At 44.4% G+C, this 16889-nt stretch carries 16 protein-coding genes and 3 pseudogenes; 8 read left to right on the top strand and 11 right to left on the bottom strand.

Translation table 11 applies throughout. The features are described 5' to 3' along the window. Positions 1 to 84 precede the first annotated feature (84 nt). A complete protein-coding gene (locus V7K49_RS08555) occupies positions 85 to 1035 on the bottom strand; it encodes an ABC transporter substrate-binding protein (protein WP_335205205.1) in 951 nt (316 codons plus the stop codon). Between the two features lie 996 nt (positions 1036 to 2031). Here V7K49_RS08555 and V7K49_RS08550 point away from each other — a divergent pair. Further along, positions 2032 to 2493 carry a hypothetical protein gene (locus tag V7K49_RS08550; RefSeq protein ID WP_334874629.1) on the top strand — a complete coding sequence of 154 codons (462 nt, stop codon included), beginning with the start codon at positions 2032 to 2034 and terminating at the stop codon, positions 2491 to 2493. A gap of 360 nt (positions 2494 to 2853) precedes the next feature. Here the strand turns inward: V7K49_RS08550 and V7K49_RS08545 are convergent, their stop codons facing one another. The 9 genes and pseudogenes from V7K49_RS08545 to V7K49_RS08505 form a co-directional block, all read right to left on the bottom strand. Then, on the bottom strand, positions 2854 to 3132 hold the full coding sequence (locus V7K49_RS08545; RefSeq protein ID WP_334874627.1) for a hypothetical protein: 279 nt from the start codon (positions 3130 to 3132) through the stop codon (positions 2854 to 2856). Positions 3133 to 3320: 188 nt separating this feature from the next. Beyond that, complete coding sequence (locus V7K49_RS08540; RefSeq protein WP_335205204.1) at positions 3321 to 3611, bottom strand: hypothetical protein; 291 nt, start codon at positions 3609 to 3611, stop codon at positions 3321 to 3323. Then, positions 3596 to 4228: an efflux RND transporter permease subunit gene (locus V7K49_RS08535; protein WP_335205203.1), complete on the bottom strand. Its 633-nt coding sequence runs from the start codon at positions 4226 to 4228 to the stop codon at positions 3596 to 3598. Before V7K49_RS08535 ends, V7K49_RS08540 begins: the two co-directional genes overlap by 16 nt. Next, the gene (locus V7K49_RS08530; RefSeq protein ID WP_335205202.1) at positions 4198 to 5913 is read right to left on the bottom strand and encodes an efflux RND transporter permease subunit; all 1716 of its coding nucleotides are present in this window, start codon (positions 5911 to 5913) and stop codon (positions 4198 to 4200) included. The genes V7K49_RS08535 and V7K49_RS08530 overlap by 31 nt, the downstream gene beginning before the upstream one ends. Positions 5914 to 5920: 7 nt before the next feature. After that, positions 5921 to 6606 (bottom strand): annotated as a pseudogene (locus V7K49_RS08525) (reverse transcriptase N-terminal domain-containing protein); the annotation flags it as partial. A gap of 546 nt (positions 6607 to 7152) precedes the next feature. Then, positions 7153 to 7710: pseudogene (locus V7K49_RS08520) on the bottom strand (efflux RND transporter permease subunit). Further along, positions 7646 to 7987, bottom strand: coding sequence for a hypothetical protein (locus tag V7K49_RS08515; RefSeq protein ID WP_334874623.1), 342 nt, complete (start codon positions 7985 to 7987; stop codon positions 7646 to 7648). Before V7K49_RS08515 ends, V7K49_RS08520 begins: the two are co-directional and overlap by 65 nt. 127 nt (positions 7988 to 8114) lie before the next feature. Beyond that, positions 8115 to 8285, bottom strand: coding sequence for a hypothetical protein (locus V7K49_RS08510; RefSeq protein WP_442948658.1), 171 nt, complete (start codon positions 8283 to 8285; stop codon positions 8115 to 8117). 42 nt (positions 8286 to 8327) lie between these two features. Continuing rightward, on the bottom strand, positions 8328 to 8477 hold the full coding sequence (locus V7K49_RS08505) for a hypothetical protein (protein WP_335205200.1): 150 nt from the start codon (positions 8475 to 8477) through the stop codon (positions 8328 to 8330). 621 nt (positions 8478 to 9098) lie between these two features. Here V7K49_RS08505 and V7K49_RS08500 point away from each other — a divergent pair. Further along, positions 9099 to 9416 carry a hypothetical protein gene (locus tag V7K49_RS08500; protein WP_334874617.1) on the top strand — a complete coding sequence of 106 codons (318 nt, stop codon included), beginning with the start codon at positions 9099 to 9101 and terminating at the stop codon, positions 9414 to 9416. A 713-nt stretch (positions 9417 to 10129) separates the two neighbouring features. Here V7K49_RS08500 and V7K49_RS08495 read toward each other — a convergent pair. Further along, entirely contained in the window at positions 10130 to 11272 is a 1143-nt protein-coding gene (locus tag V7K49_RS08495) for a BMP family ABC transporter substrate-binding protein (protein WP_335205199.1), read from the bottom strand. Between the two features lie 309 nt (positions 11273 to 11581). On the opposite strand from V7K49_RS08495, the gene V7K49_RS08490 reads away from it, so the two are divergent. The 6 genes and pseudogenes from V7K49_RS08490 to V7K49_RS08465 all read left to right on the top strand — a co-directional run. Then, complete coding sequence (locus tag V7K49_RS08490) at positions 11582 to 13084, top strand: acyl--CoA ligase (protein WP_335205198.1); 1503 nt, start codon at positions 11582 to 11584, stop codon at positions 13082 to 13084. Between the two features lie 207 nt (positions 13085 to 13291). Beyond that, complete coding sequence (locus V7K49_RS08485; protein WP_334961445.1) at positions 13292 to 13636, top strand: ArsR/SmtB family transcription factor; 345 nt, start codon at positions 13292 to 13294, stop codon at positions 13634 to 13636. Beyond that, entirely contained in the window at positions 13626 to 14123 is a 498-nt protein-coding gene (locus V7K49_RS08480; protein WP_335205197.1) for an SRPBCC domain-containing protein, read from the top strand. Before V7K49_RS08485 ends, V7K49_RS08480 begins: the two co-directional genes overlap by 11 nt. Before the next feature lie 560 nt (positions 14124 to 14683). Then, complete coding sequence (locus V7K49_RS08475; RefSeq protein ID WP_335205196.1) at positions 14684 to 15091, top strand: VOC family protein; 408 nt, start codon at positions 14684 to 14686, stop codon at positions 15089 to 15091. A gap of 575 nt (positions 15092 to 15666) precedes the next feature. After that, positions 15667 to 16056, top strand: a complete 390-nt coding sequence (locus V7K49_RS08470) for a hypothetical protein (RefSeq protein ID WP_334874603.1) — start codon at positions 15667 to 15669, stop codon at positions 16054 to 16056. Positions 16057 to 16466: 410 nt separating this feature from the next. Then, positions 16467 to 16817 (top strand): annotated as a pseudogene (locus tag V7K49_RS08465) (LysR family substrate-binding domain-containing protein); the annotation flags it as partial. Between the last annotated feature and the right edge of the window lie 72 nt (positions 16818 to 16889).

The raw sequence follows: 16889 nt of genomic DNA, 5'->3' as shown, positions 1-16889 counted from the left end.
CAGTTAGTATGATTCCTAACGCGCTAGGCATCATTTATCACTTAATTTCGGAACTCTATCTATCTTACGTTTTTTTTGGTTGACCTACTTATCTGGATTTAACCAATTGACTGCATCCGGTGGAACGTAGTTTTGCTGGTAGAATTTGGTATACCAATCTAAGCTTTTAACAATTGAGCCTCGCACGTTGGGGTCATCAAAACGAAGTTGACGTTTAGAGTCTAAAATTTGGACATTGTATGCTTCTAAAATCTGCTCAAATATGTAGTATGTATCCGCAGAAGCAACAGAGTAAGGAAAACCTAAGCCGTAAATTTTTGGTTTTTGATTCTGTTTTGGCTGTGCTTGTAAGTCATCTTGCACTTGTTTCCAGAATTCCCAAAAAGCATCCCAATCTTTAGGGATATCTTTTTGACTCCGACCGACTTGCTTTAATAAATCGCGCCAATAGTGGATATGAATTGTTAACTGATTAATTGGGACTGCATAATAGCTACCACTTTTAGCAACGTTATTATAAAAATGAACAGCTTCTAGTACAGTATCAGAATAAAGGCTTTTGACTGGCTCAAGAACATCTGAAACATCTGCCAGTTTACCATCCCACGCCAGATGCGGTATCAACTCCCTCTCGGCACTGCTACTCATCACGATGTCAGGCTGATTGCGCGCCTGAAGTGCCCTGTTAGTCTTCTCAGATAGTTCATCGTTAGTGTAAAAAGTCAGCTTGACTTTTTTACCACTTTGTTTTTCCCAGTTGCTAATCAGCAACTTGAGCGCTTCATCCTCTTCTAAATTAGAACCTTTATCCCACCAAATCCTTAAATCTGTACTTTGACTGGATAACTTATTGACTGGGGAAGGGGATGATTGATATGTGTTGGTGCAAGCAACAATTATCAAGCAGAGGATCAATGCCATGAGTGCATAGCGACGGTTGGTTCGTCTTGGCACTATGGTAAAAGCTTCCTTAGCTCTCTGCTGATTCTTAAAGACTTTAGTAATTTGACTGGCTTTTTTTTTTGGATACCACACTTATAGAGCTTATATTTTAACTGTGTAGATATACCCAATTTAATGCCTTTTGTCGCTAACTTGAAACCTAACTGCCATTGCCACTGGTAAGTTATGTCTGATGCATCTATAGGATTTACGTGTCAACCCCCTTAAAAAGGAGGCTTTAAGAGTTCCTTCCTTTTTAAGAGGGGATCTAGGTTTCAGGTTTTCAGTGCGTAGTGGAGCAACTGCCGTTCCCAACAAACTGAAACTGAAGTTGGGGAATCCTGGGCGCAACCTGTTGAATCAGCAAAATGCCTGTTTGCTTTCTCATTTTGGTAGATTTAGTAAGTATTTTGCTTGAATGCTTTCACAAAACGCCTAATTGCTTTCTGATTTTGGTAGATTCAGCAAGCAAACAGGTATTTTGCTTTCTCAAAATGCTTGAATGCTTTCTCATTTCGATATATGACGTATTCATTTCAGTAAATTCAGCAAGCAAACGGGCATTTTGCTTTCTCAAAACGCTTGAATGCTTTTTCATTTAAGTAGTTCACGCATTCATGTTCATATTTTCCGCATTTTCATGCTTCGGGCTGAAATTTTTTCCTTGGGATTGTCTTCTACCTTATGCCATTGATACTTCTCTTTTAACTTGGTACACGTCACCGCAAAAAGGGGTCGGAAATGCAAATTGCGATCGCATTAGACGCTACTCATTCCAAAGGTTAATTCTATACCTCCTTTAGGGTTGGCTATACTTAGCACCCTCAAATTATCCCAGCAATATTAAGAAACCCCTAGTAAAAGGTTAAAACAACAAATTATTTGTCAGCAAGTTGCCCTTAGCCTAATAGGGGAAAGGAATGGAAGCGAGCTTTTCCAAATTCCGTGAAAAATAAATTTGTTTTACTCTTTGCATAAATGAATAGAAATGGAGTGAAAAATAATCAATCTACTCGTGGAAGATAAGCACTCCACGAAACAAAAAATTTATAAACCCCATCATGATTATGGGGTATGAGGTAATTAAGTATGATTCATCACATATCTATTTCTGTTCAAAATCCCCTACACGTTGCCCAAGTTCTGGCTGAAGTCTTCAATGGGCAAGCTTTTCCCTTCTTCCCTAACTCAGGTAGCTATATGGTTTTTCCCTTTGACGAACATGGAACAGGGATTGAAGTTTATCCGTTAAAAACTCAGCTAATGCCTGGTGAAGGAGATAACCAGTGTATATTTGCAGAAGATGTTACTCCTTCTGGGTTCACAGCTACTCATGCAGCAATCTCGGTTTCTTCTAGTCAAGAAAAAATTGAGTTGATTGGCAAACGGGAAGGTTGGAGAGTATTACGTTGTAACCGCGACTCTTTATTTGATGTTATTGAGTTCTGGTTGGAAAACAAAGTCATGATAGAACTACTCACACCGGAAATGACGGCTCAATATTTGGCGGTAACGCAGCCAGAAAATTTGAATAAAGTTTTTAATTCATAACTCTGCTACTGCTAATTTAACAACACCATTAACAATTTAAAATTCAAAATTCTTCGCGCAGCGTCACGTTAGTGCAGCCTCTTGTAGAGAAGTGAAGAGAGTTTCAGGCTTTTATTTTAACCCAGACTGAAACTGAGCGGAGCCTGAGCCACTCCGCTTCCGAGGCAATATAGTTTGGTTAAGCTCTAAGCAGTATTAAGTATTGAAAACGAGAGCATTTCTAATTTGACTCTCACCTCCTTGTGTCTCAACTTTTTGGACGGAAATTTAGGCAGCACAACTCTTCAACTTCTTTCACCACAGTAGCGTGTTGTTGTAGTAGGGAAGTCTTTTGAAAGAACCATGTCTTGCACTAACAGATCAGTAATTTTTTTTATCTGTACTTGATTGAATAGCTTTGTTAAAATCCCGCAGCAAGTCTTCTTCCGCATCCCGCTCTTGCTTAAGTTCTCGAATCATTTCCTGACTCGAACCAATCACCAAACCAGCAACTGCACCGACAATGGCATATTTTTGATCCAAGTCTTTATACATTTGACTTGTGTAGGGACAAGGAAATAAATCAGCAGCAATAAAACCAATTCCTGCACCCACAAATGCTGTCACAATGCCAGAGAAAGCGATCAGTCTAGCATTCATTTGCTTTCCTTCAAAGTTTATAACTTTGCTAAATTATTAGAAGATACTCTACATTGTCTCAGCAGCTCCCAAAGTTGTAACTTAATCTTTACCTCTTGTAATAGAAGGCAGAATGGGGGAATAAGGAGGATGAAGGGGATGAAGATAATAACTCTTAACTCCCAACTCCCAACTCCCTATTCCCTTTTTCAATAACTCGAATCATTAGGTCTGTTATCATCAGCATTTTGCTTCACGATTACAGATGAATGTTGATGAGTGTTCGTTGTCGTTCGCGTTAGCGTCTCCGAAGGAGAAGACGTTGCCGTTGGCGAAGCCTCTCCAAGAGAAGGCATCGCTCTTGATTGTTCATCCTCATCTGCATTTGAGGCAGGCGGTTGGGAGCGATTAGAAGGTTTGTGCTTCAAGAAGCGATCTTCCAAAGTCTTGATGATTACGTATAGCACTGGAACAAAAAGCAAACTTAAGATCGTTGCCACGAGTAACCCCCCAAACAACGCCGTAACGACCAGCGCGAGGCAGAACCCGCTCCTGTGGCGATTACGAGAGGGAAAAATCCGAGCAGTGCTGCACTCGAAGTCATGACAATTGGTCGAAACCGCTCTTCGGCTGCGGTCAAGGCTGCCTCTCGAATCGTCATGCCTTGTTTATAGGCTTGGTTAGCAAACTCGACGATCAAAATGGCGTTTTTTGAGGCGAGTCCGATCAGCATCACCAACGCCACGTTCGCGTAGACATCGTTCATCAAACCGCGCAACGCCAGCGCACTCAACGCACCCAACAACGCTAACGGTACGGTCAGCAAAATAATTGTGGGATCGATATAACTTTCATACTGAGCAGCAAGTGTGAGAAACACCATAATGATCCCGAAGCCAAAAATTAGAATGCCCAAGTTACCTGCGCTTAATTCTTCGCGGGCAGTTCCAATCCAGTCACTGCCAACCCCTGGTGTTGCTACTTGGGTCACGGCTTGCTGCATTGCCTGGATCGCTTGTCCACTGCTGTAGCCCGATGCTTCTCTGCTTTGCAGATCGATAGCGCGGAAGCCGTTGTAGTGATTGATTACAGATGGTTCGATTGAGTGAGGTTGCAAAACTCACTCAATCGAACCATTTGGTTGTTTGTCGATCGCACATAAAGCTGACGAATATCATTCGGCGATCGCCGATAGTTGCCGTCTGCTTGAACATAAACGCGGTAGCTCTGCTGTCCGAGGATAAAATCATTTACATACTGCGAACCAATGGCGGTTCCAAGTGTGGTCACGGCATCCTGAAAATTGACATTGAGCGCTTCGAGACGATCACGATCAAAGTCGATTTCAAACTGTGGGGTACTGGCGGTAAACTGTGTAAACACACCGTCTTTGAGGGCTGGTTTTTGATTTGCTTGCGCTAGAACCGCTTGGGCATTGGCGAAAAAATCATCGATTGTCAATCGCCCGTTGGTGCGGTCTTCCAGCTGCAATTCAAATCCACCTAACATACTAAAGCCTTGAATCGGTGGGGGACTGACTGCGGTGATCACGGCTTCGGGAATCGTTTGAAATGCGCCATTAATTCGGGTTAAAATTGCAGAAGCACTTTGATCGGATTTGCTGCGATCTTCCCACGGCTTGAGCTGGGCAAAAAACACGCCTCGATTTGACCCACTACCTGCAAAGCCAAATCCCGAAGTTGCAAAAACGTTATTAATAAGCGGTTCTTTTTGGAGAATTTGTTCAACTTTTTCAAGTACTTGATCGGTATAGCCGAGGGCAACCCCCTCCGGGCCTTGAATAATGCCTAATAGAATGCCCTGATCTTCACTCGGAACAAATCCGGTCGGAACACGGGTGAACATAAAATAAGTCGCAGCTAAACCGACCACAAACAATCCAATGACAACGTAACGAATCCGAATCAGAAAATTGACGATCGCTAGATACCGTTGAATGATCCATGCCAATACTTGATTAAATCGGTCAAAAAACCAGCCAAGTGCGCCGCGTGCGGGTCGTGGCGGGCGCAGCAAAATCGCCGACATACTGGGACTGAATGAAAGCGCATTAAACGCTGAAATCGTGATCAAAAAGGCAATTACTAACGCGAACTGCTGATACATTTTTCCAGTCGAACCCCGGAAAAATGCCACTGGAATAAACACCGCCATCAACACCAGCGAGGTAGCAAGTACCGCTCCAGTGAGTTCGTCCATTGCCTCGACCGACGCTTGAAACGGTCTAACACCCTGTTCAATTTTACGGGCGACTGCCTCGACAACGATAATCGCATCATCTACGACTAATCCTGTCGCCAAAATTAATCCAAATAAAGTCAAATTGTTCAACGAGAATCGAAACGCGTAAGCAAATGCTAATGCGCCAATCAGCGAAACGGGAATGGCAACAATCGGAATAATCGTCGCTCGCCAGTTTTGCAGAAACAGAAAAATTACCAATACGACCAGGGCGATCGCTTCGACGAGGGTTTTCACCACTTCTTCGAGTGACGCTTGCACAAACCGAACGGTATCGTAAACAATCTTGGCTTTTAATCCGGGCGGAAAGTCTTTCATCAGGTCATTCATTTGCGCTTCAACGTTTTTCGCCACATCCAGCGCATTACTACCTGGTAATTGATAAATTGCGATGCCGATCGCCGGCTTGCCATTATTTCTCGCATTGCTGGCGTAAGTCTCCGAGCCGAGTTCAGCATGACCTACATCACTAAGTACAGTTTTGCGTAAAAGCGTAGCGTTTTTAATGCATCGGGATGCATTGGCATTGCAGGGGGACACATTAACATTGCACAGGAAATTCTGGATTTACACCTGCCTTGAGGCATCGGAAGATACCGAGTTTTAGTCCTTTAGGGGCGATGAGTTCGTCCATTATTGCTGAGTGGTTAATCCGATCGAAGCATTTTTCGATATCGAGTTCAATAACTCGTTTTTCTATTCCATTCGCCTTGGAGTTTAGGTTGTTGTAAATATACCGTTGGGCATCATGGGCAGAGCGCCCAGTTCTGAATCCATAACTCCTAGAGTGGAAAGTGGCTTCGTGTGCTGGTTCGAGTGCGTATTTTACTAGGCACTGCCAAGCCCTATCCGCGATGGTTGGTATTTTAAGCATTCTGGTTGTCCCGTCCTTTTTGGGGATGGGGATTTCCCGTAAGTCTTGATGTTTCCAATTTCCACTATTGTCTTTGAGTAGTTCTTCTAAATTGAAGCGTTCCTCGAATGATAGGGATTTCTTACCATCGATACCAGCCGTCTTCTTACCAGCATTTAGCTGAGATACTTGTCTTTATTGCAAGAAATCGAGCCGAGGTGGATTTAGAAATAAGCTTTTGGAGTGACCGAGCTTTCCGCTTGTCTCCAACAAGAATCGCTTTGTACACGCGATGAGTGAAGGCGGAAAAGATTTCGGCGGAATTTCTTCCACGGTAATGCTCTCCAAGATTCACTAGTTTTGTAACTGTGTCTAATCATTTTCTCTTCTGGAGTTTGTGTATTCTGAACACCTCAGACCAATTACGGTCTGTCCTACCCGAATTGTGGGGATTAATCCGCTCGTCTGGTCTACACGGGGTTCGACATCCCCTAGACCCACAATTCGTTTTTATTCGTTCCCTCGGAGAGATTGATTGTTCCGTTAGATGTAGCCAATTCGACTACTGGATTCCCTGGACTCTTACCGATAGTATTTAAATGTTCGGTGGGAATGTATTCCAGTGAAGTCAGGGGTTTTGTGTTGCGCCCTGCTCATGGCTAAGTCGCTTTTCTAGGCTCGATTTCATCATAGGAACTCCCTATTAGCGCCAGTGTCAACCCGCAACGGTCGTCTGATTGCGCCCTGTTCCCAGCTTCACTCTGCAAGAACCGAGCTTGTTCGGTGTGGGCAGGTAAGGAGTCAATTCTGAGTCTGAATGGTAGGGCTTTCACCTACATCTGACCGAGAGTTCAGCCTTTTTGGTGACAGTAATCTGCTGTCAGGCTGGATTAGTTATTTACGGACTGATTACCGTTATTCACCAATCAACGAATCGCACTTAAACTGACCATTGTACTCGCAGCGGAATTTCTATAACTTTGACCCGGAGGTACAGGCTGTTGACCCAACGTTCCGGCTCCTGCGAGAATGTTTTGCGATCGCAGTGCCGTTGCCACATCTGTCACGGTTAATTGCCGACCCGCCAGTGCATTCGGATCGAGCCACAGCCGCATGGCATACTCCTTTTCACCAAAAATCGTGATATCGCCAACTCCCGGTGTTCTCAGCAGCTGATCCCGCAAATTGAGGTCAATATAGTTACTAATGAAGAGTGCGTCATACTCATTATTTTGGGGATAAAGCGCATATACTAACAAAATGCTGGTTGAAGAAGTTTGCGCCGTCACACCGAATTATTGCACAGTCGTCGGCAAGCGAGGCGTGGCCCGGGCAATCCGATTCTGAACGTTCACTTGGTCAATATTTTTATCCGTCTGCGACTCAAAATATACCGAGATTTGGCTACTGCCTGCTGAACTATTCGAGGTCATGTACTGCATTCCCTCGACACCGTTTATTTGTCGCTCCAACGTGGTCGTCACCGCAGTTTCGACAGTTTCTACATCCGCCCCGGTATAGGTCGCTGAAACCTGAACGCGAATCGTTTTGCGTCAGCGTGGTGATCGTTTGTCCGGTGTTGACATAATCTCCCACTTTCACGGGAAAATAACCCACTACGCCAGTGTTCGGTGCTACCACTCGTTTGAAATTGAGATTGACTTGCGCGGCAACGGTACTCGCTTGGGCAGAGCGCACATTTGCCTGTGCTTGCCGAATCGCTGCGCCTGATGCAGCAACTTGTTTGTTTGCAGCTTGCAAATCGGCGTTCGCACTTTGTAAATTATTTCTGGCAAGGTCTAACTCTTGCCTAGCTATGGCTCCTTCGTTGACTAACTGTTGGTTACGATTGAATTGTGTTCGTTGCAGCTGAACATTTGCCGCGGCTTTAGTTCGCTGGGCTTCGGCTTGTTGAAACTTGTGCTTGAGCCGTTCCTAATACCGCTTGCGCTGAACTAGCCGCTGCGATCGAACTTGCAACATTTGCCTGCGTCTGATCCAAGCTCAACGATGCGATTTCTGTACCTTGCTGCACCTGCTGACCGCTAGACACGAGAATCGATTCGATTCTACCCTGAGTTTGTGGCTGGAGGGTGACTTTTTACTGCGCCTCTAACGTTCCTACAAACACAGAACTTTCTTCGAGCGTGCCTGCATCAATTTTCTGAAGTTTCACCGGCAATGCTGGGGGGCTGAGTGCCTTTGCTGCCGGATCGCTGTTTTGACAAGCGCTTGTCAATGCTGCGAGCATTAGGATGCTAACTAATACTGGATTTGCGAGTAATACGTTTAAGTATTTAAGTAGAAAATAACGTTTTAACATGAAACAAAATGTTAAGCGGCTAAATTTATACAATGCATAATTTTTCCGTCTCAATCCCTTGGCTTGAGAAGGCTTAACAACTCCAGCTTTACCGCAGTAAATTTTCTAGATGTTTAGATATTTTGTTGATCATTAGATGTATCTTTCGTCAGAATCGCGGCTTGACGGCAAACAAACTCATCTTTAGAAAAATCTCTGGATTAATACTACGTGAGTTCGAGGGCTTAAAAAAAATACCAAAGATAAAGATAATTAAGTTTGTCGGGTAGATATCAACGATTTTTGAGATTGATAAATCTTGATGAACAATCCACAATTGAATTGAGTAGAAACTTAAAAATACTACCCTAGCCAGTTCCACTGTTGAGAGTGTTAGGGGTGAGGTACTTGTACTCGACCTTAGACTTTGGAATAGTTACAGGGGTACAAAACTGAGACATCTGTGGAAAGCTTATAATTCTATGGAATTATCAGCTGACCCGTGTTTTGTGTGTTTAGCTGAAGAGTGGTTAACTTCGTAAACCCAACACAACCAAAGGAGTAACCCCAATGAGAGAATACCAAGACTTCATAGTAAACGCTTCTAAATTGATTGAGCAGGACCCTGATGCTAACTGGCTATTTCGCTACATCGGTGATGGACTCACCGAGCACGGATTCAGCAATAAGATGTCTGAAACTTATGCTGCACTCGTCATTGGGCAAGAGTTCTTCGATCCCAGTGAAAGTGATTTTACCTCTTATATCAGCAACGTCCGGTCAGAGTTCCCACAGGTAAGTCCTGAAGGTCACGACAAACTGCTAGAAGTGACTAGTAAATACGTTCAAGACTACTATCACCCAAAAGTAGACACACAAGAACCGTAGTCAGCAGAAAGCCGCTACTCTCAAGCGGCTTTCAAGCTCAACTGGTTACATATAGGGCAATACAACCATTTTTGTCTTCACCCTCTTGCCAACACCTACCCATCCGCGCTTCTAGCAAAACAAATCTGATTGCAAAGCTGTTCACATTAAGGCATTGTTGGGATTACAGCCTGTTGTAGTCGGATGATCGCAGAGTTTATTACTTAAAAGCGATCGCTCTTAAACTCACCGAATGTCGCCACCTGCTTGATCGGATTTTGGCGACTTCTCCCTAATCTAGGTCAAGCAATTCTTACTAATCTGGATTCAAATCGTTGTCGGGTAATAACTGGACTTTAGAGAATGTTTAATTTTTCCTATCACCCTATTCTATAGTTTTATACACCCTCATATAGAATTGGTATCAGCAGGTAAAATACAAGTTTAATCGGAGCAAATAGAATCTAGAAAAATCCCACTGGCTGGACGTTGCAACTATTGGCGCTTCTACTCCAACTTTAAATATAAATGTATCGTTTGCTGTAGATTCACTTACTCCAAACTGGAAGCTAAGAAGTTCAAATGTGGTGAGTCCAGTGCTGAAGACGGGTTTCCCGTCGCAGGCAACTGGCGAACCCGAAGGGTCAGATGTCTGAGATAAACCAAGGTTAAAATTATTTGTTCTTTTATTGCTCTCTACGCCAGGGAGGTTTTAGTGAATTTTGAATTGCTTACTATAATTTCCCCTTAGGAATTGACCCTTCAATTCCCTCAACATACCAATCCATCGCCAGTTGTCCCTGATCATCCAACACCTTACCCGTTGGGACTCGCACCACCCCTTTTTGGTCTTTCACCGGTCCATCAAAAGGATGTGCAGTACCCTGAATAAACTCATCGCGCTTCGCATTCACCAATTCTTGCACATCCGCAGGAATCGCCTGATTCATTGGGGAAATATCCACCATCCCTTCACCAATGCCATCCCAAACCTCTTGCGACTTCCAAGTATTACTCATTACAGCCAAGGCTTTATCTGTATAGAATTTGCCCCATTTGTTAATAGCTGATGTCAGGTGGGCTTTTTGACCAAATTTACTCATATCAGTGTTGTAGCCAAAAGCATAAATGCCTTTTTCCTCAGCCAATTGGACAACAGCACCAGAGTTAGTATGCTGCGTCAGTACATCCGCACCTAAATTGACCAAAGCTTGAGCCGCTTCTCTTTCTTTAGCTGGATCGTACCAACTTTGTACCCAAAGTACCTTAACTTTTGCTTGGGGATTTGTTAGCCGCACTCCTTGAGTGAATGCACCGATTCCCCGAATTACTTCTGGAATTGGGTATGCGCCAACAAAACCAACTACATTCGATTTTGTCATTTTGCCAGCAATCATGCCAGTTAAGTAACGCGGTTCTTCAAAACGTCCCAAATAAGTGCCGACATTGGCAGCACGTTTGTATCCTGTACAGTGTTCAAAGACAACATCACCAAAGTCTCTGGCAACTTTAATTGTTGGGTTCATGTACCCGAAGGAAGTTGTAAAAATCAACTTGTTACCATCTAATGCTAGTTGGCGAATCACCCTTTGAGCGTCAGCACCTTCGTTGACATTTTCGACAAAGGTAGTTTTTACCTTATCGTTAAGATTGGCTTCCATGTCTCTGCGACCTAAATCATGGGCATAAGTCCAGCCAAAATCACCCACAGGGCCCATATAAACAAATCCCACCTTCAGAGGTTCATTTGCCGCCACAGGCGACGCTGAGGGAGACAACTCACCCTGCGATTTGGAATTTTTGCCTTGAACACAACTCGTTAAGGCAAAGCTAGATCCTGCTAAAGTGACATACTTTAGAAAATTCCGACGATCCATATTTTATCGATGGGGTTTAGTTGCTGAAAAAGATTTTTCTGATTTCTAGTAACGATAGATACTCTATTTAGTTAATTTTAGCTCTTGTTTTTTGCCATCAACTTACTGACAAAAGAAAGCAAATAATGGTTGAATTGGGCATTGGGCACTTGTACTGAGCTTGTCCTGAGCGTAGCCGAAGGGCGGCGTCAAAGTATGGGGAATGTGGACAAGGAGGATAAGGGGGACAAGGAAAAAGTTTCTTTGCCAATGCCCAGTCCCTTTTACTAACAACTCCCACAAGAGGATGCGGTTTACTGGAGGTTTTTAATGAACTTATTTGAGCTTTTAGCAGGGGAAGACAATCATTCAGCCTTAGTTACACCTGGGGGGCGATCGCTAACCTATAAGCAATTGCGCGAGAATGTTGTTGGACTAGTATCCCAACTCAACAGCTTTGGATTGAAACGGAACGATCGCATTGCCATTGCCATGACTAACGGTTCACCAATGGCTATTACCTTTTTGGCTGCCGCCCTGTGTGGCACTGCTGCACCCTTGAATCCCAAATACAAGCAAGAAGAATTTGCCTTTTACTACGAAGATACCCAGGCAAAAGCACTGATTACGTTGTCTGAGGGGCCAGAAGCAGCCATTGCCGCCGTCACACCTAACATGATCCTGATTAATGCCAAGGTAAACACTGACGGCACATTGAGCTTTGAATTAGTCAAAACAGGCTCAGAACCAGCAGAATCCTCGAATCCCGTAGCCCCCAACGCCGATGATATGGCGATGATTCTCCACACTAGCGGCACTACCAGTCGTCCCAAGCGTGTGCCGATTCGTCATCGCAACTTAATCGCCTCAGCCGGCAACATCATTGCTGCTTACTCACTCACTGCGGCTGACACTACACTTTGCCTAATGCCCCTGTTCCACATTCACGGATTGGTCGGCTGCTTGCTGGCAACCCTGGCTTCGGGTGGCACACTAATTTGTCTCAATGGTTTTAATGCCCTAGAGTTTTGGAAACTGGTAGATACCTACAAACCTAGCTGGTACTCCGCAGCGCCAACCATGCACCAGACAATTTTGGCCCGCGCTAGCCGCAACACAGAAATTGTCAAAGCTAATCGCTTTCGTTTCATTCGCTCTAGTAGCGCTTCCTTGCCCCCGATAATCATTGAACAGCTAGAGGCAACTCTCAATGCTCCCGTGGTGGAATCTTACAGCATGACTGAAGCATCTCACTTAATGACCACCAACCCTCTACCGCCAAAAGTTCGCAAACCAGGTACTGTAGGTTATGGCTTTGGTGTGGAAGTCGGCATTATGGACTCTGAAGGCAATCTGCTATCTCAAGGAAGCTTGGGCGAGGTGGTGGTAAAAGCACCTAATGTCATAGATGGCTACGAAAACAACCCGGAAGCCAACGCCACAGCTTTTGTAAACGGTTGGTTCCGCACAGGGGATCAGGGCACACTGGATGCAGACGACTACCTCCGCTTAACTGGACGCATTAAAGAATTGATTAACCGGGGTGGGGAAAAAATTTCTCCTTTAGAAGTGGATGATGTCTTGCTGCACCATCCCGCCGTCGCCGAAGCCTTGGCCTTTGCCGTCCCTCACAAATCTTTAGGAGAAGATATCCACGCCGCTGTTGTTCTCAAGGCAGAAGCTGGCGAAAAAGAACTTTTAGCCTACTGTTCAACCATGCTAGCAGACTTCAAAGTTCCCAAGCAAGTTCACATTTTGGATCAACTACCTCGTGGTGCTACCGGGAAACTGCAACGGTTGGCTATGGCGAAATTGCTTAACATCGGGCAGTAGTGAGATGAGCAATCATTTGTTACATCTACGACTAACTTGGGTTAATGGACGCCCATTGTATGCAGACCAGAAGATATTGCCTTCTTGATGGGCTACAAAGCAACCTTATTTCAATGTAAGAGTTCAAACGACAGGTTAAGTCAGTGCTTGACATTCTTCAATAGTACATTTAAACTAATTTTTATTTAACCGGCCGGTTAAATAAAAATGTCTACCGATCAACTGAGCGTCATCTTTGCCGCCCTTGCCGATCCCACACGCCGTGCGATCCTGGCTCACCTCGCCAAGGGTGAGGCATCGGTCACTGAGTTAGCCAAGCCCTTCGAGATGAGTCTTCCGGCAATTTCTAAGCACCTGAAGGTACTGGAGCGTGCCGGACTGATCACGCGGAGTCGTGAGGCTCAATGGCGACCCTGCCAGATCGAAGCACAGCCACTCAAGGACGCGGCGGATTGGATCGAGCAATATCGCCAATTCTGGGAAGAGAGTCTTGATCGGCTGGATGATTACCTGCACGAATTACAAACCCAGGAGAAACAAAATGAGCAATAAAAATGATTCCACTGATGCTCAATCGGAACGCGAGATCGTCATCACCCGCGTCTTCAACGCGCCGCGTGAACTCGTGTTTAAGGCATGGACTGATCCGAAACACGTAGTGCAGTGGTGGGGACCGAAAGGCTTTACGACCCAGGTGACTGAATTGGATCTGCGTCCGGGCGGTAAATGGCGCTACGTCATGATTGGCCCAGACGGCACGGAGTACCCGGCTAAAGGCGTCTTCCGGGAAATCGTGCCCCTTGAACGGATTGTTACCAGTGATGAATTTGATGAAGGTTTTGAAAAGGTCATGAACGTTGATCTGCCAAGGGGAATGGTTACGACGGCGGTTTTCGAGGATTTGGGCACTAATACCAAACTCACACTCCGAATTATGCATGAGTCTGCTGAGGACCGTCGCAAGCATGAAGAGATGGGGGTTATCGAAGGCTGGAACTCCAGCTTTGACTGCCTCGACGAGTTATTGGCGAAGGCTTGAGTCTTCCTTGCCACGGAAAAGGCACGAAGTCTGCCAAAGGACATCTTTTGAAGTTGTCAGGCAGACAGAGACATTTCAGAAAAGACTGTGACCATTTGCTGAATAAGTGATTGGCTCGGTCTGTTCAGTCCGGTGCAACCTTAGTTTTTGAAGACCTCACGAACATTCGTAGTAGAGCAAAGATACGAAAGACTCAACGCCGCCGATTGCATGGATGGAGTTTTGCCTCGTGTTGCCTTGTTCCCAGTCTGAGACTGGGAATGCCAGTTCGGAGGCTCCGCCTCCCTCTCCTGGCGGCAGAGCCACCAGGGTATGCATTTCCAGCCAGAGACTCTTAACGAGATTTTACAAGGGTTATAGCTTAAGTTGACACTTATGGTTTGAGTGTCACACTGACTACAACACTGCGATGAATATTCGTGAGGACTTTCTAAAACTTAGGGCTGCGGTCAATCAGCCTACTGTGGTCTGCCCAGAAATGGGAACTTGAATCATAAGCCCCATCCCAAGAATGGGTAGGGCAGTTGACACACGTAAATGAGCTTTCAAAAGGAGAAAACATGGCTACTAAAATTTTCGTGAATCTCCCAGTAAAAGACCTCAATCGGTCTGTGGAGTTTTTTACTAAACTTGGCTTCAGTTTTAACGCCCAATTTACTGATGAGACGTCTACCAGTATGATCGTGAGCGATGACATATTCGTTATGCTATTGACTCACGAAAAATTCAAGACTTTTACGCCCAAAGAAATCTGTGATGCCACGAAAAGCACAGAAGTGCTTGTGTGTTTATCTTCCCAAAGCCGAGAAGAAGTCGATGAAATGGTTCGTAAGGCAGTCACCGCCGGCGGAACAACCTACAATGAACCACAAGACCACGGTTTTATGTACGGACATGGTTTTAGTGACTTAGATGGCCATATTTGGGAAATTATCTATATGGAGCCAAGTGCAATAAATCAAGCTTGAAAATGCAATGACACAATGCGCTCTCCAAGGCGCTCCAGCCGACCGTTTACGGCAAAACGTCGGCTGAACTGGGGCGTTATGCTGCCTGAGTGACCGCTGAGGGCAGCATTTGGAGATCATTTGTCGTTATTTCTGGATCTGAGCAAGAGTCAGAAGAACCACAAGATTGAATTCCCAGATTATTCGTGAGTCTACATCGCGAATAATCTTTCTTCTTTTATTTTTGCCAAATTGGGATGCTCCCTCTAAACTTACTTGCATAGGCAAGTAATAGGCAACATTCAAGAAGTATCTTAAAATTGGACTGAGTTTTTTAAAAAATAAAATAGGAGTCCTTTCTGCCTATTATAATAAATAGAAATACTTCTGATAAGAAGGATATATAACTGAATAAGAAAGCTGTGGATTCTTCCGCAACAGAAGTAGATTTAACCCTCCATATTCGTTGAACGATTGAAAGTGACCCTGATTATGGACTGTATTAATACTCACCAAATTTAACGAATTATAACAATACTATTTTTAGTAACTTGGGATAAGCGATACACTAAGGAAAATTCCTTGAGGAAGCGTTGATGGCACGGTCAAACGGGGTTAAAAATGAAACGTCTGCACAGGAATTGCCGACAATTTCAGACCAAGATACAGTGACAATTGAAGATTCGGCCGAACCAGTGGAGGATGCCCAGGATATTGACGACATCTTGAACTCACTTAAAAGCTTACTCAGTAACCTAGAAAAGCTTCAAAAAGTCCGTCAGGAAGTGGGCGACATCAAACCGTTGATTGGGCGGATGCTTGATGGGGAACTGGTTGCTGGTGAAGAACTTGAGCAACTCAAGGCAGGTGTAAGCAGTCTTTCCCGCCTTGTTCGTGCTTATAATGACCATCAACTAGCGTTGGCTAAAGCACAACCTGCTAGAAACTTGCTAGATCAAGTTCTCAAAGAGCGGAAAGCTAATTGAGATAAGAGCGATGTCTATGACGGGCTGTTCGGCGTCGCATTTTTTAATTTTAGGAAATGCGATCGCACCCAAGCATCTGTATTAGCGTTGCGGGCTGGTTTGCTTAATTAAAGTCACTGTACAGAAGCAACTGTACAGTGCTTGGTTGATTAACTTGAGAGGGGAGCGATGTCTACGATGGGCTGTTCGGCGTCGCACAGGAGTGACCTAGGAAAATCGCCTGCATAATACTGACTTGCGTTGTATACAAGGAGTAGCGCAACGCCAAAGTTTTGGCTACTGTGCAAATCCACAAACATATTTATCTGTGATTGAATTTGTAATTTGAGATTATTGTAGATTTGCCTTGCTAGCTTATCTTCAAAACTAGAGAGTGTCAGGTTGTGTAGGTCTAGGCATTAGCGAATGAATCTTTTGTTTTCCCTTCACCAGAGATAGTCCACTTCTATAAGCAAATTATCGACTTTTGTAAACAGGTTTTTGGTCAGGAACCAAAAATTGTGCAAGAAGCAACTTGGATGCTGACTGTATTAAGCTTAGTTGCAGGTGGAGTTGGGGTATCATTACTCCTGAAAAATGTCCAAAACATTCAGCGTCAGGGAGTTGTCTACAGACCAATTGAAGGAGAAAACTTGGAAATCCAGATTGTTGCACTAATGCGGCGCAATCACCAATCTACTGTGTTAAATGAGTTTTTACAGCTTGTCAAGGATATAGTAGCTACCAATTTGAAAAAAGAACGCGACAGATGGGAAGTGTAAGAACGGTCGTGGAGAATTTACGAACTAAAGTTGCTCAAAGAAATGAAAATTTGCACATAAGGCAGAAATGCT

The sequence above is a fragment of the Nostoc sp. genome, from assembly GCF_036919675.1.
Taxonomy (GTDB): domain Bacteria; phylum Cyanobacteriota; class Cyanobacteriia; order Cyanobacteriales; family Nostocaceae; genus Nostoc.
Note: the sequence above shows the minus strand (reverse complement) of the source record. Positions and strands in the feature narration are given on the sequence as shown.